The organism is Xanthomonas arboricola pv. guizotiae, from assembly GCF_002940205.1.
Lineage (GTDB): Bacteria > Pseudomonadota > Gammaproteobacteria > Xanthomonadales > Xanthomonadaceae > Xanthomonas > Xanthomonas arboricola_C.
In genome coordinates this window covers 1-17,561 of the sequence record NZ_MDSK01000054.1, presented here as the reverse complement: position 1 = coordinate 17,561, position 17,561 = coordinate 1, and the positions used below count along the sequence as shown (strand labels likewise).

Sequence of the window (17,561 nt, the reverse complement as noted above, 5' to 3'; positions counted from 1 at the left end):
GGTAAGCAATGTTCGATGAGGGCAAATTGTGCTGGCGTGATCTCCATGTCCAATAGTTTAACCTCCCCAACCACTAGCGTTAACAGGCCCTAGCGACAATGTCGCAGCAGCTTCACTTTATTGCTCAGCGTCTGGATGGTGCGGGTCAGCCGACGTCGCAAGTCGTCCAGCCTCTGGGAGGTGAACTGCCAAGGCAGGACCTGGCAGCCCGAACGATCTAAGCAAGGGCAGCTAGACCCCCCGCGAAGCAAAAACCCCGCCAGAGCGGGGTTCGATCTTTAGGGAAGCTCTGAACAACTCCTCGATAGACTTCTGATCGACGCCTGAGGTTGGAGCCATCACGCGTAAGTGATTGATTTTCAGCAACGGAGATTGTCGTGATCAAGCGAAATCCCAAGTTCGCTCGCAACGCCAAGAGTTGTTCAGAGGTTCCTTAGGGCGATCGCGTACTTTTTCGTCACTTGACTCCTCGTAGCAATGGGGGGCCATGCCGGCGAAGTCTCTACTGCACGATGCGCCTGTTCATCAGGCACCGGGATATTGCACGAACTGCAAGAACCACTCACCCGTGCCTAACCACCCGCACCCCCACCGGCCGTGCAAACTTGTCCATCGCCACCGATAAGATGCGGCTATGGCGCAGCAGGCTGCCGAGCTGTTCGGGGACGCCCAGGCGTTGATCGACCTCTGGTTCGAGCACGGTGCGGCGGCGTTTGCGCTGGTCGGCCTTGGCGAAGCGGATGCGGTTGTACTCGGCCCAGCCGACGGTGGTGATGGCGCTCATCAGTGCGATCACCGGCAGGGCGCCGAGTGCGAACGGGTCCAGCGCGTTGTGCTTGAGGTACAGCTCCATGTAGGCGCTGCGCAGGCCGAAGACCCAGGCGATCAGCGTTGCCAGTGGTGCCCACAGATAGAAGTAGACCATCCAGGCGCCGGCGGTGGCGGCGCCGTAGGCGAGGCGGCGCGAGCGGCCGAGGCGTTGCGGCAGGTTGATGATGGGCGGTGTCATTGGATTCCTCGGTCGGGGCTTTTCCAGCGGGCGCGTTTGCTGCGGCGCGCGAGCAGGGCACGGGGGAAGGCGATGACGGCAGTGAGCATGCCGATCATCCAGAAGGCGACCGGATACCAGATCACCCAGAAGAACTGGCGCGCCAGGCCTTTTTCGTAGCGGCGTTCGATCACCAGGCTGGTGGCGAACTGCATCAGGCACACCACCGCCAGCACCAGGCCATGCCAACGCGGCAGGATGGTATCGACGTACAGCGCAGGCGGCAGCGGGATGACCTTGCCGAGCAGCCACAGCACGATGATGAAGAGCATCGTGTAAGCCCAGGCCAGGCTGAGCGCGTATTCCAGCAGCGCGCCCCACATGCGCCGGCTGTGCCAGGACAGCACGCGGCGGCCATGGCTCAGCAACACTTCCACACCGCCGCGTGCCCAGCGCAGGCGCTGCATCCACAGCCCACGGAAGGTCTCCGGCATCAGGATCCAGCACAGCGCGTTGGGCTCGTAGCGGATATCCCAGTCGTCCAGCTGCAGGCGCCAGGAGATGTCGATGTCTTCGGTGACCATGTTGTCGGACCAGAAGCCGACGTGATGCAGCGCCGACCGCCGGAACGCGCAGATCACGCCCGACACGGTGAACAGCCGTCCGTAGACACGCTGCGCACGCTTGATCAGCCCGACGATGGCGGAAAATTCGCCCACCTGCATGCGGCCCATCAGCGTGGTGCGGTTACGCACGCGGGGATTGCCGGTGACACCGCCGACGCGCGGGCCGGAGATCAGGTGGCCGACCATCCAGCGGGTGGCGTTCGGGTCCAGGATGGCGTCGGCATCCACGCACACCAGATAGTCCGAGCGCGACGCCAGCGTGCCGACGCGCAGCGCGTTGGCCTTGCCGTGATTCTGCTCCAGATGCACCACGCGCAGGCGCGGATCCTGGTGGGTGAGATCGTCGAGCGCTTGGGCGGTGTCGTCGCTGCTGCCATCGTTGATGGCGATGATCTCGAAGTCGGGGTAGTTCTGCGCACTCATCGCGGCGATGGTTTCGCCGACATGCTTGGCCTCGTTGTAGCAGGGCACCAGCAACGACACGAACGGCTCGCTGGTCAACGGTGGCGGCGACGAGGGACCCGGTGTGCCGCGTTCGCGTCGCAGGTAGTAGTACGTGCCTCCGATCATCCAGAAGAACGCCATGATGATGGGATAGAAAAACGCGAAGTTGAACAGGGCGCCCAACAGGAGGCTGGTCGTCATCGGCTACCGCTCGATATATGGGAATTGCCGAGCCGACATGGCCTCGCGCGCTTCGGGAACAGACGGGTGGCCGCCGATGAAGTCGTCGGGGTAGTACGCCAGGTGGCGCACGCCCGCAGCCAGGAGCAACTTGCTGTGTTCGAGCAGCAGGCCCTCCGGCAAGGGCTTGCCGGTGCGCCAATCCACGGTCTGCAGTTCGAAAATGGTGTTCTCGAAACCATGCGGCTGCTGGCCGACCCGCTGTGCCAGCTGCTGCAGCCAATGTTGCGGGTCGTCGGCCTGCTCCATGTACGGCATCGCCATCAGCGCGGTGTAGTCGTAAGCCGAAGCAAATGCGTCCAGGCGCTGCGCGAACCAGGCCTCGCTATGCGGCTGCAGCACTGGCTGCGCGAACAAGTTGCGCACGGTCACCAGCTTGGGGCGCCAGCGTTCGGCGGCTGCTTTCAGCTCCTGGGTGAAGCCGATCAGCTGCTGCGTGCGCCTGGCAGGATCGCCATTGCCATAGGCAGGCACTTCGTCGTCGCGCAGGTAGGCATCGTCGTGGAACAGCAGGCCTTCGAAGTAGGTGTTGGCGGCCAGGTCTTCGTAGATGTCGGCGACCAGCTGATGCGTGCGCGGATTGCCCGGGTCCAGGCGTGGCACATCCTTTGGGTCGTTGCCGCGAATCTGCAGCGCCGCCTGTTGCTGTGCATCGGGCAGATGGAAGCCCAGCACCGGCAACCAGGCGAACACGCGCACGCCGGCACGGGTGCGCAGCTGCCAGGCCACACGCCCGAACAGATCCGCGCGCATCGGCAACTGCCGGTTGGGGAAGTACAGCGCATCGGCTGCGCCATCGCCATCCGGGTCGGCGAAGGCCTGCAGGAACACATGGCTGGGGCCGATGTCCTTGACGCGCTGGACCAGGATGTCGAGGTTGCGTGCAAGCTGCGCCGGGTCCGGGTCGTAGACGTAATCCAGATCGATCTGGGCCGCACGCAGGCCGTCGCGCGACAGATCGCGTCGCAGTTCGCCGGCCAGGTCGCGCACATCGGGGTTGTTGAACAGCAAGAGGCGGCCGAGGCTGGCCAGCGATTGCCCGTCCACGCGGTTGCGGCCCTGCTGGCCGATATCGGCTTCGTGCGAACGGCCTTCCAGGTCGAAGCTGAGCGTCATGCCCAGTTGCGCGGCGATGGCGTTGCTGGCACGGTTGTAAGCGGCATACGGCCACACCATGGCGCGCGGCGGTTTGCCCAGATGCGCCACGATGGCGTCGCGGCTATGGCGCAGATCGGTCTGGATCCGTTGGCGATAATCCGCTTCGCTCTCATAGCCCTTGCCTGCCTCCCAACGACGGGTGACCGCTGCCGGGGTCTGGTTGCCGAATGGATTGCCGGGGATACCTTTGTGCAGATCGTCGCTGTGCGAGCCGATTTCGATCAGGCCGCCGTCCTGCATTTCGCGCAGTTGTGCCCAGGTGACGAAATCATCGTGGGTGAAATCGCGATGGCCATAGGGCACCACCTGGCCGGCCGGCAATTCGACCCAGCTGGTGACCGGTGCGACCAGCGCGGGATAGCCATAGGCCTGCAATAGCGGGAACACACGGGTGTAGACGCTGCGCAAGCCGTCGTCGAAGGTGAGCAATACCGGCCTGGAGGGCAGGGCGCGCCTGCCGGCACGTGCGTCCAGGACCTGCTGCACGCTCACCGGGTGATAGGCGTGCGAGCGCAGCCAGTCCAGATGCGCGGCGAAGTTGCTGGTGGACACCGCATAACGATCGGGATCGCCCTTGGCGGCGACGTCGTCGCGAATATCGTGGTAGCTGAGCACCAGCAGGCCCGCCTGCGCCGACGACGCGAAGGTCATCAGCAGCAAGGCGACCAGCAGCAGCGGCAGGCGGATCAAGGCGTACCTCCCCATCGGAAATCCAGGTCGAATCCAAGTTGTTGTTCGCGCTGGCCGTCGTAGACCGGGCGCGACCAGCTCACGCCATAGCTCAGTGCACTGCCGTCGCCCAGCGACCACAGGTGCCGATACGCCGCGCTGGGCACCCACTGGCTGCCGAAGCCGGACTGATAGGTCGGCCCGACGCTGACCTCCAGCCGCTGCCGGAACGCGTAGTCGTAGCGACGCCAGCCGATCTGATCGATGCGCACGCCGGCGGCCACCGCAGAGTTGCGGCGCGGATTGAAGTAATTGACCGCGCGGTCGTCTTCGGCGCGTCCGGCCGAAGCGGCGAACAGGCCATCGAGCAGCACGTGCGGGCTGGCCCACAGGCGCTGGCTGCCGGACAGATCCAGCTGATCGCGCCGATTGCCGTCGCTGTAGCGCAGCTGGCGTGCCTGCAGTTCCCAACGGCTTTCGTCGTTGGGTGTCCAGCGCAGGGCGCCGATGCTGTCGCCGGTGATGCCGAAACGGCGTGCCTGCAATGAGGCGTCCGGATCGCGTGTGCGCCAGGCCAGGCTGCCGTACCAGGCATCGGAAAACCGCCAGCCGGCATCCAGCGCCCAGGCGGTGCCATCGCGATCGAATGCGTCGAGCGCCCGTCCGCCTTAGGCGCTGACATCCAGGCGGTCGTAGCGGTAGTGCGTGCCCAGCCAGAAGCTGCGATAACGCACGCGCGTGTCCTGGAAATCGGCCCAATCGTCGCGTGCACGCAATCCCACGCGCCAGCGCTCGCCGAGCAGCGGCGATTCGGCTTCCAGCCATGTGCTGCCGAAGTCGTTGCCGAGCGGCGAGGTGCTGTTGGTCAGGGTGTCGTTGTCGCTGCGGCCGCGCGCATGGCTGAGATGCACCTGCCAGCCGCGTTGACGTTCCAGCGAGGCGCCAAGCCGCTGCAGGCCGGCATCATCCGGATATTCCTTGTGCAGCGGCGCGAAGGTCGCCTCGGCCAGGTCCAGGCGATCCAGATCGCGCTGCGCTTCGACCACGCCACTGCGCGCCTGTTTCTGGTGCGGATCCAGCGTCAATGCCATCGCGTTGCGTTGCAGCGCCTTGCTGGGGTGCCCGCGCCGGAACTCGATTGAGGCCAGGGCCGCCTGCAGCTCCGCATTGTCGGGGCCGATGGCCACGCGCTCGCGCAACAGGGCGTCTGCGTCGCGATTGTGGTTCGCCGCCGAGCGTGCGGTAGCCAGGGCGATGTCTGCGCTGAAGCGATCCCAGTTTTCGTAGCCGCTGCCGGCGCCGTTGCGGCGCGGCCACGGCGCCTGCGTGGCCGCGAGTTTTTCGAACAGCGGCATCGCCAGATCGAAGCGCTCCTGCTCGAGCAAGGCATAGCCCAGCAACAGCTGCGTATTGAAGTCGTCGGGATTGTGCTGCAGGGCCTGCCGGAGTGCGGCTTCGGCCTCGGCCGGGCGACGCAGGCCCATCAGCGAATCGCCGACCGTCGGCAGCACATAGGCGGGAACCTCGATACCTTCCGTCTGCAACGCCTGGTAGTTGGCCACCACGTCGCGATGGCGCTGACGCTGGTTGAGTGCGACCAGGCTGTCGACGCGCAGCCGCGTGGCTTCCCACGTCAGCGTCGGCGGTGATTGGCGTTCGATACGGGCGACATTGACCAGGGCCTGGTCGGTCTCCGCGTAGCGGTGCGCGGCATCGACCGGCTCGGCGCTGGCCCAGCCGATCATGCGGGCGAGGCGATCGTTTTCGATGCGCTCGCGTTCCTGCTGCGAGAACCAGTCCGGATGCCGCCACACGGCCTCTGCCGCAAGCTGTGCGCTGCCGAGCTCGCTCAGCGTGATCGCCCGCATGGTGTAGGCGCCACGATCCCGCGGGTTCGCGCGCAGTACGCGCTCGTAGATGGCCAAGGCATCCGCATGGCGTTGCTGGCCGCGCAATTGCTCGGCCTGCCGCATGGGAGTGAGGGCGGTGGAGGCATCAGTCACCCCGTTCGGCCGCACTTCACCACTGTGCGCCTGGGGCACACATGCGGCGATCAACGCGAGGCTGAGCAGAGGAGTGAGTGCGCCCGTGCGGTCAGGACGGCCGCGACGCACGTGGTTGCAAAAGCTGGGGGAAAAGGCAGTGCATTAGCGGTCCAGGCGTATGACGACTGGCGATACTGCGTATGCCCACGTAAAGCCTACGTCATCACGAATTTAACGCGATCTTCATCGGATCAGTCTGCTTTAAGTGTGACATAAGTCACTAAAAACGCGTTGAGGCAATCTTCCCGTTCCAGTCAATCGCCTTCAAGCGGCGCCACGGGGGCCCGGAAATTGACGGGGCGGGCATCACTCGAATACGCCCCATGATTTGCAACGCTGGTCGCAGTTACATATGCATTAATCGTCATTACTGTGTTGTCTACGTTAGTCACGCGTTGCCGGATGTTTTGCGCTTAAAAGGGGCGGAATTAGGTAGCAGAGCCGATACGCAGGGATATTTTTGCCCGCTTTTTAAGTGATTTAAGTCACAAAATTGGAAGGGTCGGGTTTTTCTTACAGGGTGACCCCTACACGGCGCGTTGACCAGTTCTTAACGTTCCATCACAGTTGCGCCGCGTTCGTTGTGCTGAAGGTTGCGTCGCCGTCTTGGTGGCCAGGCATGGCGGTGTGAGCGACGGGGCGCCCAAGCGCGGCCCGCCGGACAGGGGGCATGACAAATGTGGATGCGTTCGGCGCCAATGGCGCTGGCGGCTTGCCTATGGGCTGTCGCCGGGCTGGCGGCTGCACAACAAACAGCACCGACAACGCTGGATCGCCAGGAGCAATTGCGCCAGGCCGAGGAGATTCAGCGGCGTCAGGAACAGGAGCGACAAGCACCCTTCGCCGGCCCGCGCGAGGATGCCGAGCGCGTGGATGCGCGCAGCACCGTGCTGCCAAAGGAGGAACTGTGTTTCCCGATCGCCCGCATGCGCCTGTCCGGTGCAGGGAACGACGGTGCACGCTTTGCGTGGTTGTGGACCTCGCTGCGTCGTTATGAGGGCCGCTGCATCGGTCGCGCGGGTATCGACATCATCCGCCGTCGCGCCCTGGACCAACTGGTCGCGCGCGGCCTGGTCACCACCCGCATCGGCGTGCCCGAACAGGATCTTTCGCGCGGCGAACTGCGTTTCGAACTGATGCCCGGCCGCTTGCGTGCGGTGCGCGTGGTTTCCGACACCGGCGGCGAACATTGGAAGAGCGCGCTGCCGCTACGGCACGGCGACCTGCTGGACCTGCGTGCGATCGAGCAGGCGGTGGAGCAGTTCAAGCGACTGCCATCGCAGGACGCCAAAATCGACATCGCGCCGGGCGAGGCACCGGGCGAATCGGATCTGGTCATCACCTTGCAGCATGGTCGGCGCTGGCGCGGCGTGGCCAATGCCGACGATTCTGGCGTGGAAGCGACCGGGCGCGTGCAGAGCGGGCTGGATTTTTCGCTCGACAACCCGCTGGGGATCAACGATCTGCTCAGCGTCGGCTACAGCCATGACCTGGCCACGCGCGACGAAGAGCGCGGCACGCGCGGCAACAGTCTCAGTTACAGCCTGCCATGGGGCTGGTGGACGTTTGCGTTGTCGGCCTCGTCGTACCGCTACCACCAGCGCGTGGACGGATTTTTGCAGACCTTCCAGTCCAGCGGCGAATCTAGCAACGCGCAGCTGGATATCCAGCGCGTATTGCATCGCAACGGCACCAGCAAGACCTCTGCCGGTGTCACGGTTGGCCGGCGGCGTGCGCGCAGCTATCTGGATGGCGTGGAGATCGGCATCCAGCGTCGCGATACCAGCAGCGCGGAGTTCTACGTCACCCATCGCCGCTATCTGGGGGCGATGCAGATGGACGTGCGTATCGCGCATCGGCGTGGCACGCCGTGGTTCAACAGCCAGTGGACCGGTTACGACCCGCAGATCGGCTTTCCGACATTCCGTTATGGCGTGACCACGCTGGACGTGAGCACCGCCATGCCGTTCAAGCTGGGACCGGTGCCGATGGCGTGGGAAAGCAGCCTGCGTGCGCAAACCGCAGGCGAGCTGTTGCTTGGCTCGGAGTTCGTCACCATCGGGGGCCGCTACAGCGTGCGCGGCTTCGATGGCGAAGCGACCTTGGGCGCGGAAAAAGGCGCGTATTGGCGCAACACCTTGAGTTTTCCGATCCAGCAGATCGGGCTGACGCCGTACCTGGGCCTGGATGCCGGTCGCATCGATGGCACCAGTGCCAGCGGCCTGCGCGGCCGCAGTCTGGTGGGCGGCGCGGTGGGTCTGCGCGGCGGTTGGTTCGGTGCCAGCATCGATGCATTTGCCGGCTGGGCGATCCATCGCCCGGATGGGTTTGGAAGTGCGCAGCCGGCGTATGGCGCGCGTGTGATCTACCAGTTCTGACATGGATCGCGCCGCCAGCCGGCAGCGCGCTGTTGATTGATGACGCCCACCAGTGGCGAGAGAGAAACGATGGACACCGAAGCGATGAGCGTACGTGCTTACCTGGCCGAACAAAGCAAGCGCGCGCTTGCGTTGCTGCTGTGCTGCACGGTCACCTGGACATCGTTTCCGACCTGGGCACAGGTGGCGCCAACGCCGAATCCCGGCGGACAGACGCCCGGTCAACAGGTCGCCGCCAATGGCGTGCCGGTGGTGGACATCGTCGCGCCCAATGCGCGCGGCATCTCGCATAACCGCTACAACACGTTCAACGTCGGCCCGAACGGGTTGATCCTCAACAACAGCGCGCAGATCTCCAAGACCGAGCTGGGCGGCTATGTCGCCGGCAACGACAATCTGCAGCGCAGCGGTGCCGCCTCGCTGATCCTCAACGAGGTCACCTCGGCCAGCAGCCGCCTGCAGGGATACACCGAAATCGCCGGTGCCAAGGCGCAGTTGGTGATCGCCAACCCCAACGGCATTGCCTGCGATGGCTGCGGGTTTATCAACACCTCGCGCGTGACCCTGACCACCGGTACGCCCAACCTGGGCAGCGATGGTGTGTTGAACGGCTTCAGCATCACCGGCGGTGCGCTGAGTATCGGCAGCAACGGTCTGGATGCGTTCAATGTGGATCGCCTGGATCTGCTCTCGCGTCAGCTCAGCGTGGAGGGCTCGATCTGGACCAGGGAACTGGTCGCTGCCGCGGGTGCAGGGCGGGTCAGCTACGACGGCATGCTGCTGGAACTATTGCCCGGTACCGATGGCACCGCTCCTGCAATCGGCATCGACGTGGCGCAGCTGGGCGGCATGTATGCCGACCGTATTCGCCTGATCGCAACCGACGCCGGCGTCGGCGTGGTGAGTCGCGGCACCTTGGCGGCACAGAGCGGCGACCTGCAGATCGACAGCGCGGGCCAGGTGAGCCTGAGCGGGACCACGGTGGCGCGCGATGGAATGGATGTGCGTGCCGCCGGTGACCTCGACCAGCGCGGCGTGCTCGGCTCGCAGCAAGGCGATGTGCGTCTGCGCGGCGCGCGCATGACCCTGGCAGGCGATCTGGTCGCCGCCGGTACCCTGGATGCACAAGCCAGTGGCACCTTGAGCCACAGCGGCCGCAGCAGTGCCGGCGCCATCCGTCTGTTCGGTTCGGAATTGGATGCCGATGGCAGCCTGCATACGACTGGCGCGCTGGATCTGGGCGCCGATGGTGTGTTGCGCAGCAACGGGGTGGCCTATGCGGCCACCGCTGCAACCCTGCGCGCGGGGCAGATCAGCCTGACCGGCACGCTGCAGAGCGGCGGCGCGATCGGGCTGAATGCGAACGCGATCGATGCACTGGGCACCCTGGACGCGGCCACCGCGTTGCGCGTGAACAGCGGCGGCGACGTGCGCCTGGGTGGATTGGCGCAGGCCGGGCAGGGCGCCGATGTGCGGGCCGGCGGTCGGCTGGAGCTGCACGGCCAGCTGATTGCAGCGGATGCAGTGGCGCTCGACGCGGCGAGTATCGACATCGCACAGCGCGGCGTAGTGTCTGCGGGTGGCGATCTGGAGTTGCGCAGTGCAGGTGCGTTGAACAATGCCGGTAGCGGCTACGCCGGCCGCGATCTGCGTCTCCAGGCAGCGACTGTCACCACTACAGGCAGTCTGGCGGCCGCACGCGATGCGCAGGCGGTGGTTGCCGGTGGTCTGGTCAATAGCGGCACGTTCGTTGCAGGCAATGCGCTGACCATCGACGCGGCGCAGCTGGACAGTCGTGGCGATATCGGCAGCCAGCGTGGGGAGACCACGCTGCGCAGCCGCGGCGCGCTGGCGCTGAGCGGCAACACCGTGGCAGGCGCTGCCTTGAGCCTGGACGCCGCAACAGATGCTCAGGTCTCGGGCATCGTCAACGCCGATAGCGTGAATCTTCGTAGCGGCGGCGATACCGCGTTCTCCGGCACGCTGCAGACCACTGCCGGTGGAGTGATGATCGCCGCAGGCGGTGAACTCGCCAGCGACGCCGTGGTGTCTTCGACAGGCACGATCGATGTGCAGGCGAACGGCGTGCTACGGCAGCGTGGTCAGCTCCGTAGCGATGGCGCGTTGCAATTGCGCGGTGCGGCGATCGAGCATAGCGGGGTCATCGATGCAGGTGGCGATCTACGTATCGCCAGTGCTGCCGAGCTCGCGTTGGACGGCACCGTGCAGGGCGCCGGCTCGGTCGCATTGCAGGCGGGCGCAGCACTGCAGAACCGCGCGAAGGTGGTCGCCGCCGGTACGCTGGAGGTGGAGGCAGCCTCGTTGCGCAACGCGCAAAGTGGCGCGTTTTCGTCGGATGCCGATGCACGCGTGCGCACGGCCGGTGACTTGGACAACGCCGGCAGCCTGTATGCGGCGAACGATCTGCAGCTGACCGCAGGCACGTTCACGCAAAGCGGCAGCGCCAGCGCGGGCAACACGCTTTCGGCCGCGGTGAGCGGGTCGTTCGACAACGCTGGCACTGTGGTTGCCAGGAACGCGCTACAGATCGATGCCGGCAGCGTGCGCAGCAGCGGTCAACTCGGCAGCGAAGCGGCAGGTGCTCGTCTGGGCAGCCAGGGCGATATCGCGCTGCAAGGCGTGGTTGCCGCTGCGACCACGCTGCAGGCCAGCGCCGCTGGCGATCTGCAGCAGGCAGGGTCGCTAAGAGCGCAGTCGCTGGCATTGAGTTCCGGGCGTGATCTCACCGCTGCTGGCAACCTGCAATCGGCGTCCACGCTGGATCTGCAGGCACAGCGCGCACTGACGTTTGCCGGGCAGGGTCAGGCCGGTGGCGATGCTTCGCTGCGTGCTGCCACATTGACGACGCGCCAGGACGCGGTGCTGCAAGGCGCTGGCGCGGTCGTGCTGGACGGCGCAGCCATCGATAGCCGCGGCACACTGGATGCGGGCAGCGATCTGCAGATCCACAGTCAAGGCGATCTGACGCTGGTGGGCGTGGCACAAGGCGGGCGCGACGTTGTCTTGAATGCCACCGGTGCGCTCAGTAACGCGGCGCAGGTGTTTGCAGGGCGCACTCTGTCGTTGCAGGCAGGTAGCCTCGACAACACCACGAGCGGTGTGTTGGCGGGCGAGGACAACATCGCCCTGACCACTACGGCACTGCTGAACAACGCTGGCCGCGTGCAGGCCGGTGGCGATCTGCAGGTCAGCGCAGCAAATATGGACCAGGGCGGCAGCGCGTCTGCAGGCAAGGCGTTGCGCGCCGCCATCGCAGGCACGCTGGCCAATCGTGGCAATCTGATCGCCAAGGATGCGTTGCAGGTCGATGCGGCCACGCTGCGTAGCAGTGGGCAGCTGGGTAGTGAGCGGGCCGATGTCACCTTGAACAGCCGAGACGCGCTGCAACTCGAGGGTGTGGTGGCAGCAGCCACTGCATTGCGTGCGACTGCTGGCGACGATTTGCAGCAGGCCGGTTCGCTCAAAGCACAGTCGATCGCACTGCAGGCGGGACGCGACCTCACTGCAAATGGCACTCTGCAATCGGCATCCACGTTGGATCTGCAGGCGCAGCGCACGCTCGCCCTGAATGGACAGGCATCGAGTACGGGTGAGGCAACCGTCACCGGCGCAACGGTTCTGACAGGCGCTGCAGCAGTGCTGCAGAGCGGTGCCGGCACCACCCTGGATGGCGGCTCCATCGATAGCCGCGGTTCGCTCGATGCGGCGACCGATTTGAACGTGCGTAGCGCCGGTAATCTTGAACTGGCTGGCGTGGTCCAGGGCGGGCGCGATGTTGCGCTGACCGCTGCGGGCGCGTTGAACAATGGCGCTCAAGTCGTTGCAGCCCGCGATCTGCACGTGCAGGCCGCCAGCGCCAACAACGCCGCAACGGCAACCCTGGGTGCACTACGCGATCTGCGCGTCGATGTCGCTGGCGTGCTGGAAAACAATGGCAGCCTGCATGGCGAGCGTGGCCTTGCACTGAACACCGGCACGCTGCTGCAGCGCGGCCGTGTCTACAGCGGGGATGCGGTATCGATCTCGTCGACAGGCGCATTCGAAAACGCGGGTCAGTTGGTATCGGGCAAGGATCTGAGCATCGCTGCCGACAGCATCGTCAGCAGCGGGCAACTCGGCTCGGTCGACGGCGCACTGACGCTGACCAGCCAGAACGCGATCGATCTGCACGGTGTGGTAGCTGCGGCGACCACGCTGCAAGCCACCGCTGGCACCGATCTGCTGCAGGCCGGCTCGCTCAACGCGCAGGCCGTCACATTGCAGGCTGGCCGCGATCTCACTGCCGGTGGAGCCTTGCAGTCCGCGTCTGCGTTGGATCTGCAGGCGCAGCGTAGCCTGACGTTGAACGGTCAGGCGCAGGCGGGCAGTGACGCCAACCTGCGCGGCAGCAGCATCGCCACCGGCCGCGACGCCGTGCTGAAAAGCGTCGGCGCGATCAGCCTGGACGGTGCGGCAATCGACAGCCGTGGCACGCTCGATGCCGGCACGGACCTGCGCCTGCGCAGCACGGGAGCGCTTGCGCTCGCAGGCGTGGCGCAAGCCAATCGCGATGTGGTGTTGAGCGCAACCGACACCTTGAGTAATGCGAGCCAGCTGGTTGCCGGCCGTGATCTGTCGGTGCAGGCAGGCAACATCACTAACGTGGCGGCCGGCGTGTTGGCCGCCGATGGCAGCGTCACGCTGACCACTGGCGCGTTGCAGAACGGCGGCAGCCTGCAGAGCGGCGGCGATCTGCGCATCACCGCCGCCAGCATGGATCAGGGCGGTACTGCGATTGCAGGCAAGGCACTGACCGCGAAGGTCACTGGCACGCTGGACAACCGCGGCAACCTCATTGCCAAAGACACGCTGCAGGTGGAGGCAGGCAGCTTACGCAGCAGCGGCCAGCTCGGTAGCGAAGCTACCAACGTCAGCTTGATCAGCCAAGGCGACATGACGCTGCAAGGCGTTGTCGCCGCAGCGACCGCACTGCAGGCCACGGCAGTTGGCGATCTGCAGCAGGCGGGCTCGCTCAAGGCGCAATCGATCGCGCTACAGGCCGGGCGCGATCTCACCGCCGCAGGCACGCTGCAGTCGGCAACGCAACTGGATCTGCAGGCGCAGCGCGCACTGGCAATGAACGGACAGGCGGTGGCGACTGGCGATGCAACCCTGCGCGGCGCGCGGATCGGCACCGCTCAGGCTGCCGTGCTGCAAAGCGGCGGCGCGATCAGCCTGGATGCTGCCGCGATCGACAGCCGTGGCGCACTCGATGCAGGAACCGATTTGAATTTACGCAGCACCGGCGACCTGGCGGTTGCCGGTGTCGCGCAGGCCGACCGTAATGTGGTGCTGAGCGCAGGTGGCGCGTTGACCAATGCGGCGCAAGTCGTCGCTGGTCAGCGCTTGATCGTCACCGCAGCCAGCGCAAGCAATGCCGCCAGCGGCGTGCTGCTCGCGCAGGGCGACGCCACCTTCGCCATCGGCGGCTTGCTCGACAATGCTGGCGCCGTGCGCGCCGGCAATCAACTCGCCCTGGGTGTGGGGTCGCTGCGCCAGACCGGCCAGGCCTACGGCCTGCAACGCCTGGGGGTCATCGCCACTGGAGCGGTGGACAATCGCGGTGACCTGATCGGCGGCGATGGCTTGCGCGTGGAAGCGGCGCAAGTCAGCAGCAGCGGCCAACTGGGCAGCGAGCGCGGCGATGTCGCGTTGATCAGCCGCGGCAACCTGGAGCTCGGCGGCAGCCTCGCATCGGCTGGCAGCTTCTCGGCGCAGGCCGATGGCGCGTTGGCGCAGAGCGGCACCTTGAGCGCTGGCAGCACGCTGGAGTTACGCTCCAAGGGCGACCTGGGTGTGGCCGGCCAGCTCGGCGCTCAGCAGGTCACCTTGAGCAGCGACGCCGTGCTGCGTCAGCAGGGCACCGTCAGCGGTACGACGGTGGGTCTGCAGGGCGCCCGTATCGAGAACGCGGGGCAGACCACCGCTTCGGGCAACTTGAGCTTGCGTGCGGGTGAGATCAGCATCGCCGGCACGGTGGGCGCCGGTATCAACGCAGATGGCAGCCTCGGCAGCGGACGCACGCTGAGCCTGATCGCCGATCGCCAGCTCAGCGCCTCCGGCAAGCTGCTGGCTGGCGGCAACCTCACGGCGCAGGGCAGCCAGCTGCAGCTGGCGGGTGCCAGCACACGCGCAACCGGCAATGTCGCACTGAGCACCGGCGGCAACCTCGATCATCGTGGTGGCGATTTGCTCGCCGGCGGCACGCTCACCGTGCAGGCCGGCGGCAACATCGACAACGGGCGTCTCAACGCCGTCGCCGGCCAGATGCAGGCCAACCAGCTGAGTATCGACGGCGCCAGCCTGAGCAATGCCGGCGGGCGCTTGGTGCAGAGCGGCAACGGACTGACCCGCGTCAGCATCGATGGTGCGATCGACAACACCGGCGGCACGCTGGCCAGCAATGCGCAGGATCTGACCATCACTGCGGCCAGCCTGGAAAATGCGCAGGGACGGATCGAACATGCCGGCACCGGCGTGCTGTCGGTCAGCAGCGGTGGTGCGCTGGGCAACAGCAGTGGGCGCATCCTCACGCAAGGGCAACTGAACCTGGATGCCAGTGGCGCGTTGAACAACCAGGGCGGCGCGATTGCCGCAGCGGGCGATGCAGCACTCACTGTTGCTGGCCTCAATAACATCGGTGGTTCCGTCTCAGCACGTGAATTGAAGGTGCAAAGTACCGGCGCGGCCGACAACCGCAACGGCTTGCTGCAGGCCAGCGGTGGTGCGCTGACCTTGCGTGCCGACAGCCTCGGCAATGCCGGCGGCATTGTGCAGGCGGTCGCGAACGCTGGTGCGGGTGGAAGCCTGCGCGTCGAACTCAATCGCGGCCTGGACAACGGCAACGGCACGATAGGTGCCGGCACCGACGCAGTGGTTACTGCGGAAAACATCAGCAGCAGCGGCGGCAGTCTGCAAGCGGCGCGCGACCTCAGCGTCACTGCACGCGGCCAGCTGGACAATCACCAGGGCGGCAAGCTCAGTGCTGGCCGTGATCTCAACGTTGCCGTCGCCGGCGCGTTGCTCAACAGCGGCGGCCAGCTCGATGCCGGCAATACGCTGACCGCCTCCGGCGGAAGTATCGACAATAGCCAAGGCAGCATCGTCAACAACGGCGGTGGACTGACGCGCATCACCACCGGCGGTGCATTGACCAACACCAGCGGCAACCTCGGTGGACGCGGCAGCCTGGTGATCGATGCCGCCAGCATCGCCAACAACAGCGGCCAGCTGGTCGCCGGTGGCGACCTGATCGCCACCACCAATGGCTTGAACAACCAGGGCGGCAACGTCTATGCCGGCGCAAGCTTCCTGCTGCAGCGCGCAGGCGCCACGCTAGACAATCAGAACGGCACCATCAAGGCCGAGCAGGCAGTCCGCTTGAACCTGCAGAACTTGATCAACGCGGGCGGCAAGATCGGCGCCGGCAGCACCACCGGCGGCGCTGGCGATGTGGTGATCGATACCGTCGGCTTCGACGGTGGCGGCAGCATCCTGGCGCAGAACCTGCTGGACCTGACCCTGCGCAGCGACTACACCCATCGCGCCGGCGCCGATCTGGTCAGCAACGGGAACTTCAACCTGCGCGTGGGCGGCAACCTAGTCAACGAGTCCACGCTCAAGGCCGCGCGTACCCTGGATATCACCGCCAGCAGCATCACCAATCGGGCCGGTGCCAACATCCTCTCCAACGACACCCGTCTCAACGGCGGCAACGTCATCGACAACGCCGGCAGCGTTTCCGGCAACGGGGCGTTGTCGCTCGTTGCCAACAGCGTTTACAACACCGGCAGCATCGTCGGTGGCACTGTCTCGGTGAATACCGGCACCCTGGTCAACGGTGCCGACTTCGGTGGCGCGACCGACAACGCAGCCTACGGTTCGGCCTTGCTGGGTTCCACCGGCAACATGAATCTGATCGTGCGCGATCAGCTGCTCAATCGCGATGCGCGTATCTTCAGCCTGGGCAATATCGCGATTGGTGGGGCGCAGGATGGTGGTGGCACCTTGGTGTCGCGCACCGGGGTGGTCAATAACCTGTCGGGCAGCATCGAGGCCGACGGGAGCATCTTGATTGCGGCCAGCCAGCTGAATAATCGGCGGCGCGTGATCAATACGACCAGCGTGTCGACCGATCCTGGCAGCGACGATATTTACTCCGGCGGCGAGCTGATCGAAGGCAAGGCGATCCGGAACATCCAGGGCGCCCGGGCGCCTTATCCCTACACAGGGCTTGCGCCAGGCATTTATCGCAACTACCAGGTGATCCAGCAGGAGCAGCTGTCTTCCGCAAGCGCGGAGGGGAAAATTGCAGCGGGTGGAAACATCCTGCTGTCGGGCAGTGTCACAAATACGGCGTCGACCATCGCGGCAGCCGGCCTGTTCGCGGCCAATCAGCAAGGTCTTGGGGGGTTCTCGGATGCCATGATCGATGGCGGCGAGAAACTGCTCAACCAGGCGCTGGCGTTGAATCAGACGGTTCGACAAAGCGACGTGGAACACATCGTCACCGCGATCACCAACGACTGCATGCAGCCGGTTGGACAGAAGGTCGTTTGCTACTACGAGGAAGAAGATCAACGATTGAGTTCTTCGACGACCAGTAGCAGCTACATCGCCCTGGGCGCCAGCATGACCGGCGGCCAAGGCGTCAGCATCAACGGCGCCACTATCAGCAATGGTGCCGTCGGCAGCGACGGTCGTGGCATTAGCGGCGCTTCGCTGAATGGTGTCGGCGCACAAGGTGGCTTGAGCGGTCGCGCCACGCAAAGCGCCGGTGGAGTGGGCAGTCAGGCGGTGATCGGCCGTGCCAATGGCGGCGCGAACAGTATTCGTGTTGCCACCGGTACGACCGGCAGTGCAGGCACCCAGGTGGGCGCCAACACGCAGGACGCCACGCTCGCCACGTCGGGCGGCATCGTCAAGATGTCGGTCGCACCGGTCGCGTCCAACG

General features: G+C 65.6%; 7 protein-coding genes. 2 read left to right on the top strand and 5 right to left on the bottom strand.

What is annotated here, in order from left to right; translation table 11 throughout:
* Positions 1–562: 562 nt before the first annotated feature.
* The 5 genes from pgaD to XarbCFBP7408_RS20620 all read right to left on the bottom strand — a co-directional run bounded on the left by pgaD (position 563) and on the right by XarbCFBP7408_RS20620 (position 6,098).
* Positions 563–1,009 (bottom strand): poly-beta-1,6-N-acetyl-D-glucosamine biosynthesis protein PgaD, encoded by a 447-nt coding sequence (pgaD, locus tag XarbCFBP7408_RS20635; protein WP_104564527.1) that lies wholly within the window; start codon positions 1,007–1,009, stop codon positions 563–565.
* The gene (gene pgaC / locus XarbCFBP7408_RS20630; protein WP_104564526.1) at positions 1,006–2,259 is read right to left on the bottom strand and encodes a poly-beta-1,6-N-acetyl-D-glucosamine synthase; all 1,254 of its coding nucleotides are present in this window, start codon (positions 2,257–2,259) and stop codon (positions 1,006–1,008) included. The genes pgaD and pgaC overlap by 4 nt, the downstream gene beginning before the upstream one ends.
* A 3-nt stretch (positions 2,260–2,262) precedes the next feature.
* On the bottom strand, positions 2,263–4,161 hold the full coding sequence (gene pgaB / locus XarbCFBP7408_RS20625) for a poly-beta-1,6-N-acetyl-D-glucosamine N-deacetylase PgaB (protein ID WP_104564525.1): 1,899 nt from the start codon (positions 4,159–4,161) through the stop codon (positions 2,263–2,265).
* Positions 4,143–4,703 (bottom strand): hypothetical protein, encoded by a 561-nt coding sequence (locus XarbCFBP7408_RS23295; protein ID WP_343125365.1) that lies wholly within the window; start codon positions 4,701–4,703, stop codon positions 4,143–4,145. Before XarbCFBP7408_RS23295 ends, pgaB begins: the two co-directional genes overlap by 19 nt.
* 90 nt (positions 4,704–4,793) lie before the next feature.
* Complete coding sequence (locus tag XarbCFBP7408_RS20620; RefSeq protein ID WP_258072264.1) at positions 4,794–6,098, bottom strand: tetratricopeptide repeat protein; 1,305 nt, start codon at positions 6,096–6,098, stop codon at positions 4,794–4,796.
* Between the two features lie 749 nt (positions 6,099–6,847).
* On the opposite strand from XarbCFBP7408_RS20620, the gene XarbCFBP7408_RS20615 reads away from it, so the two are divergent.
* On the top strand, positions 6,848–8,548 hold the full coding sequence (locus tag XarbCFBP7408_RS20615; protein WP_104564524.1) for a ShlB/FhaC/HecB family hemolysin secretion/activation protein: 1,701 nt from the start codon (positions 6,848–6,850) through the stop codon (positions 8,546–8,548).
* 69 nt (positions 8,549–8,617) lie between these two features.
* A partial coding sequence (locus tag XarbCFBP7408_RS20610; RefSeq protein ID WP_146093805.1) for a filamentous hemagglutinin N-terminal domain-containing protein occupies positions 8,618–17,561 on the top strand: 8,944 nt, incomplete at its 3' end.

What these genes read in the sequence shown, in the direction of transcription:
- pgaC (WP_104564526.1), bottom strand. Translation starts at nt 2,259, where the DNA reads ATGACGACCAGCCTCCTGTTGGGCGCCCTGTTCAACTTCGCGTTTTTC.
- pgaB (WP_104564525.1), bottom strand. Translation starts at nt 4,161, where the DNA reads ATGGGGAGGTACGCCTTGATCCGCCTGCCGCTGCTGCTGGTCGCCTTG.
- pgaD (WP_104564527.1), bottom strand. Translation starts at nt 1,009, where the DNA reads ATGACACCGCCCATCATCAACCTGCCGCAACGCCTCGGCCGCTCGCGC.
- XarbCFBP7408_RS20615 (WP_104564524.1), top strand. Translation starts at nt 6,848, where the DNA reads ATGTGGATGCGTTCGGCGCCAATGGCGCTGGCGGCTTGCCTATGGGCT.
- XarbCFBP7408_RS20620 (WP_258072264.1), bottom strand. Translation starts at nt 6,098, where the DNA reads ATGCGGCAGGCCGAGCAATTGCGCGGCCAGCAACGCCATGCGGATGCC.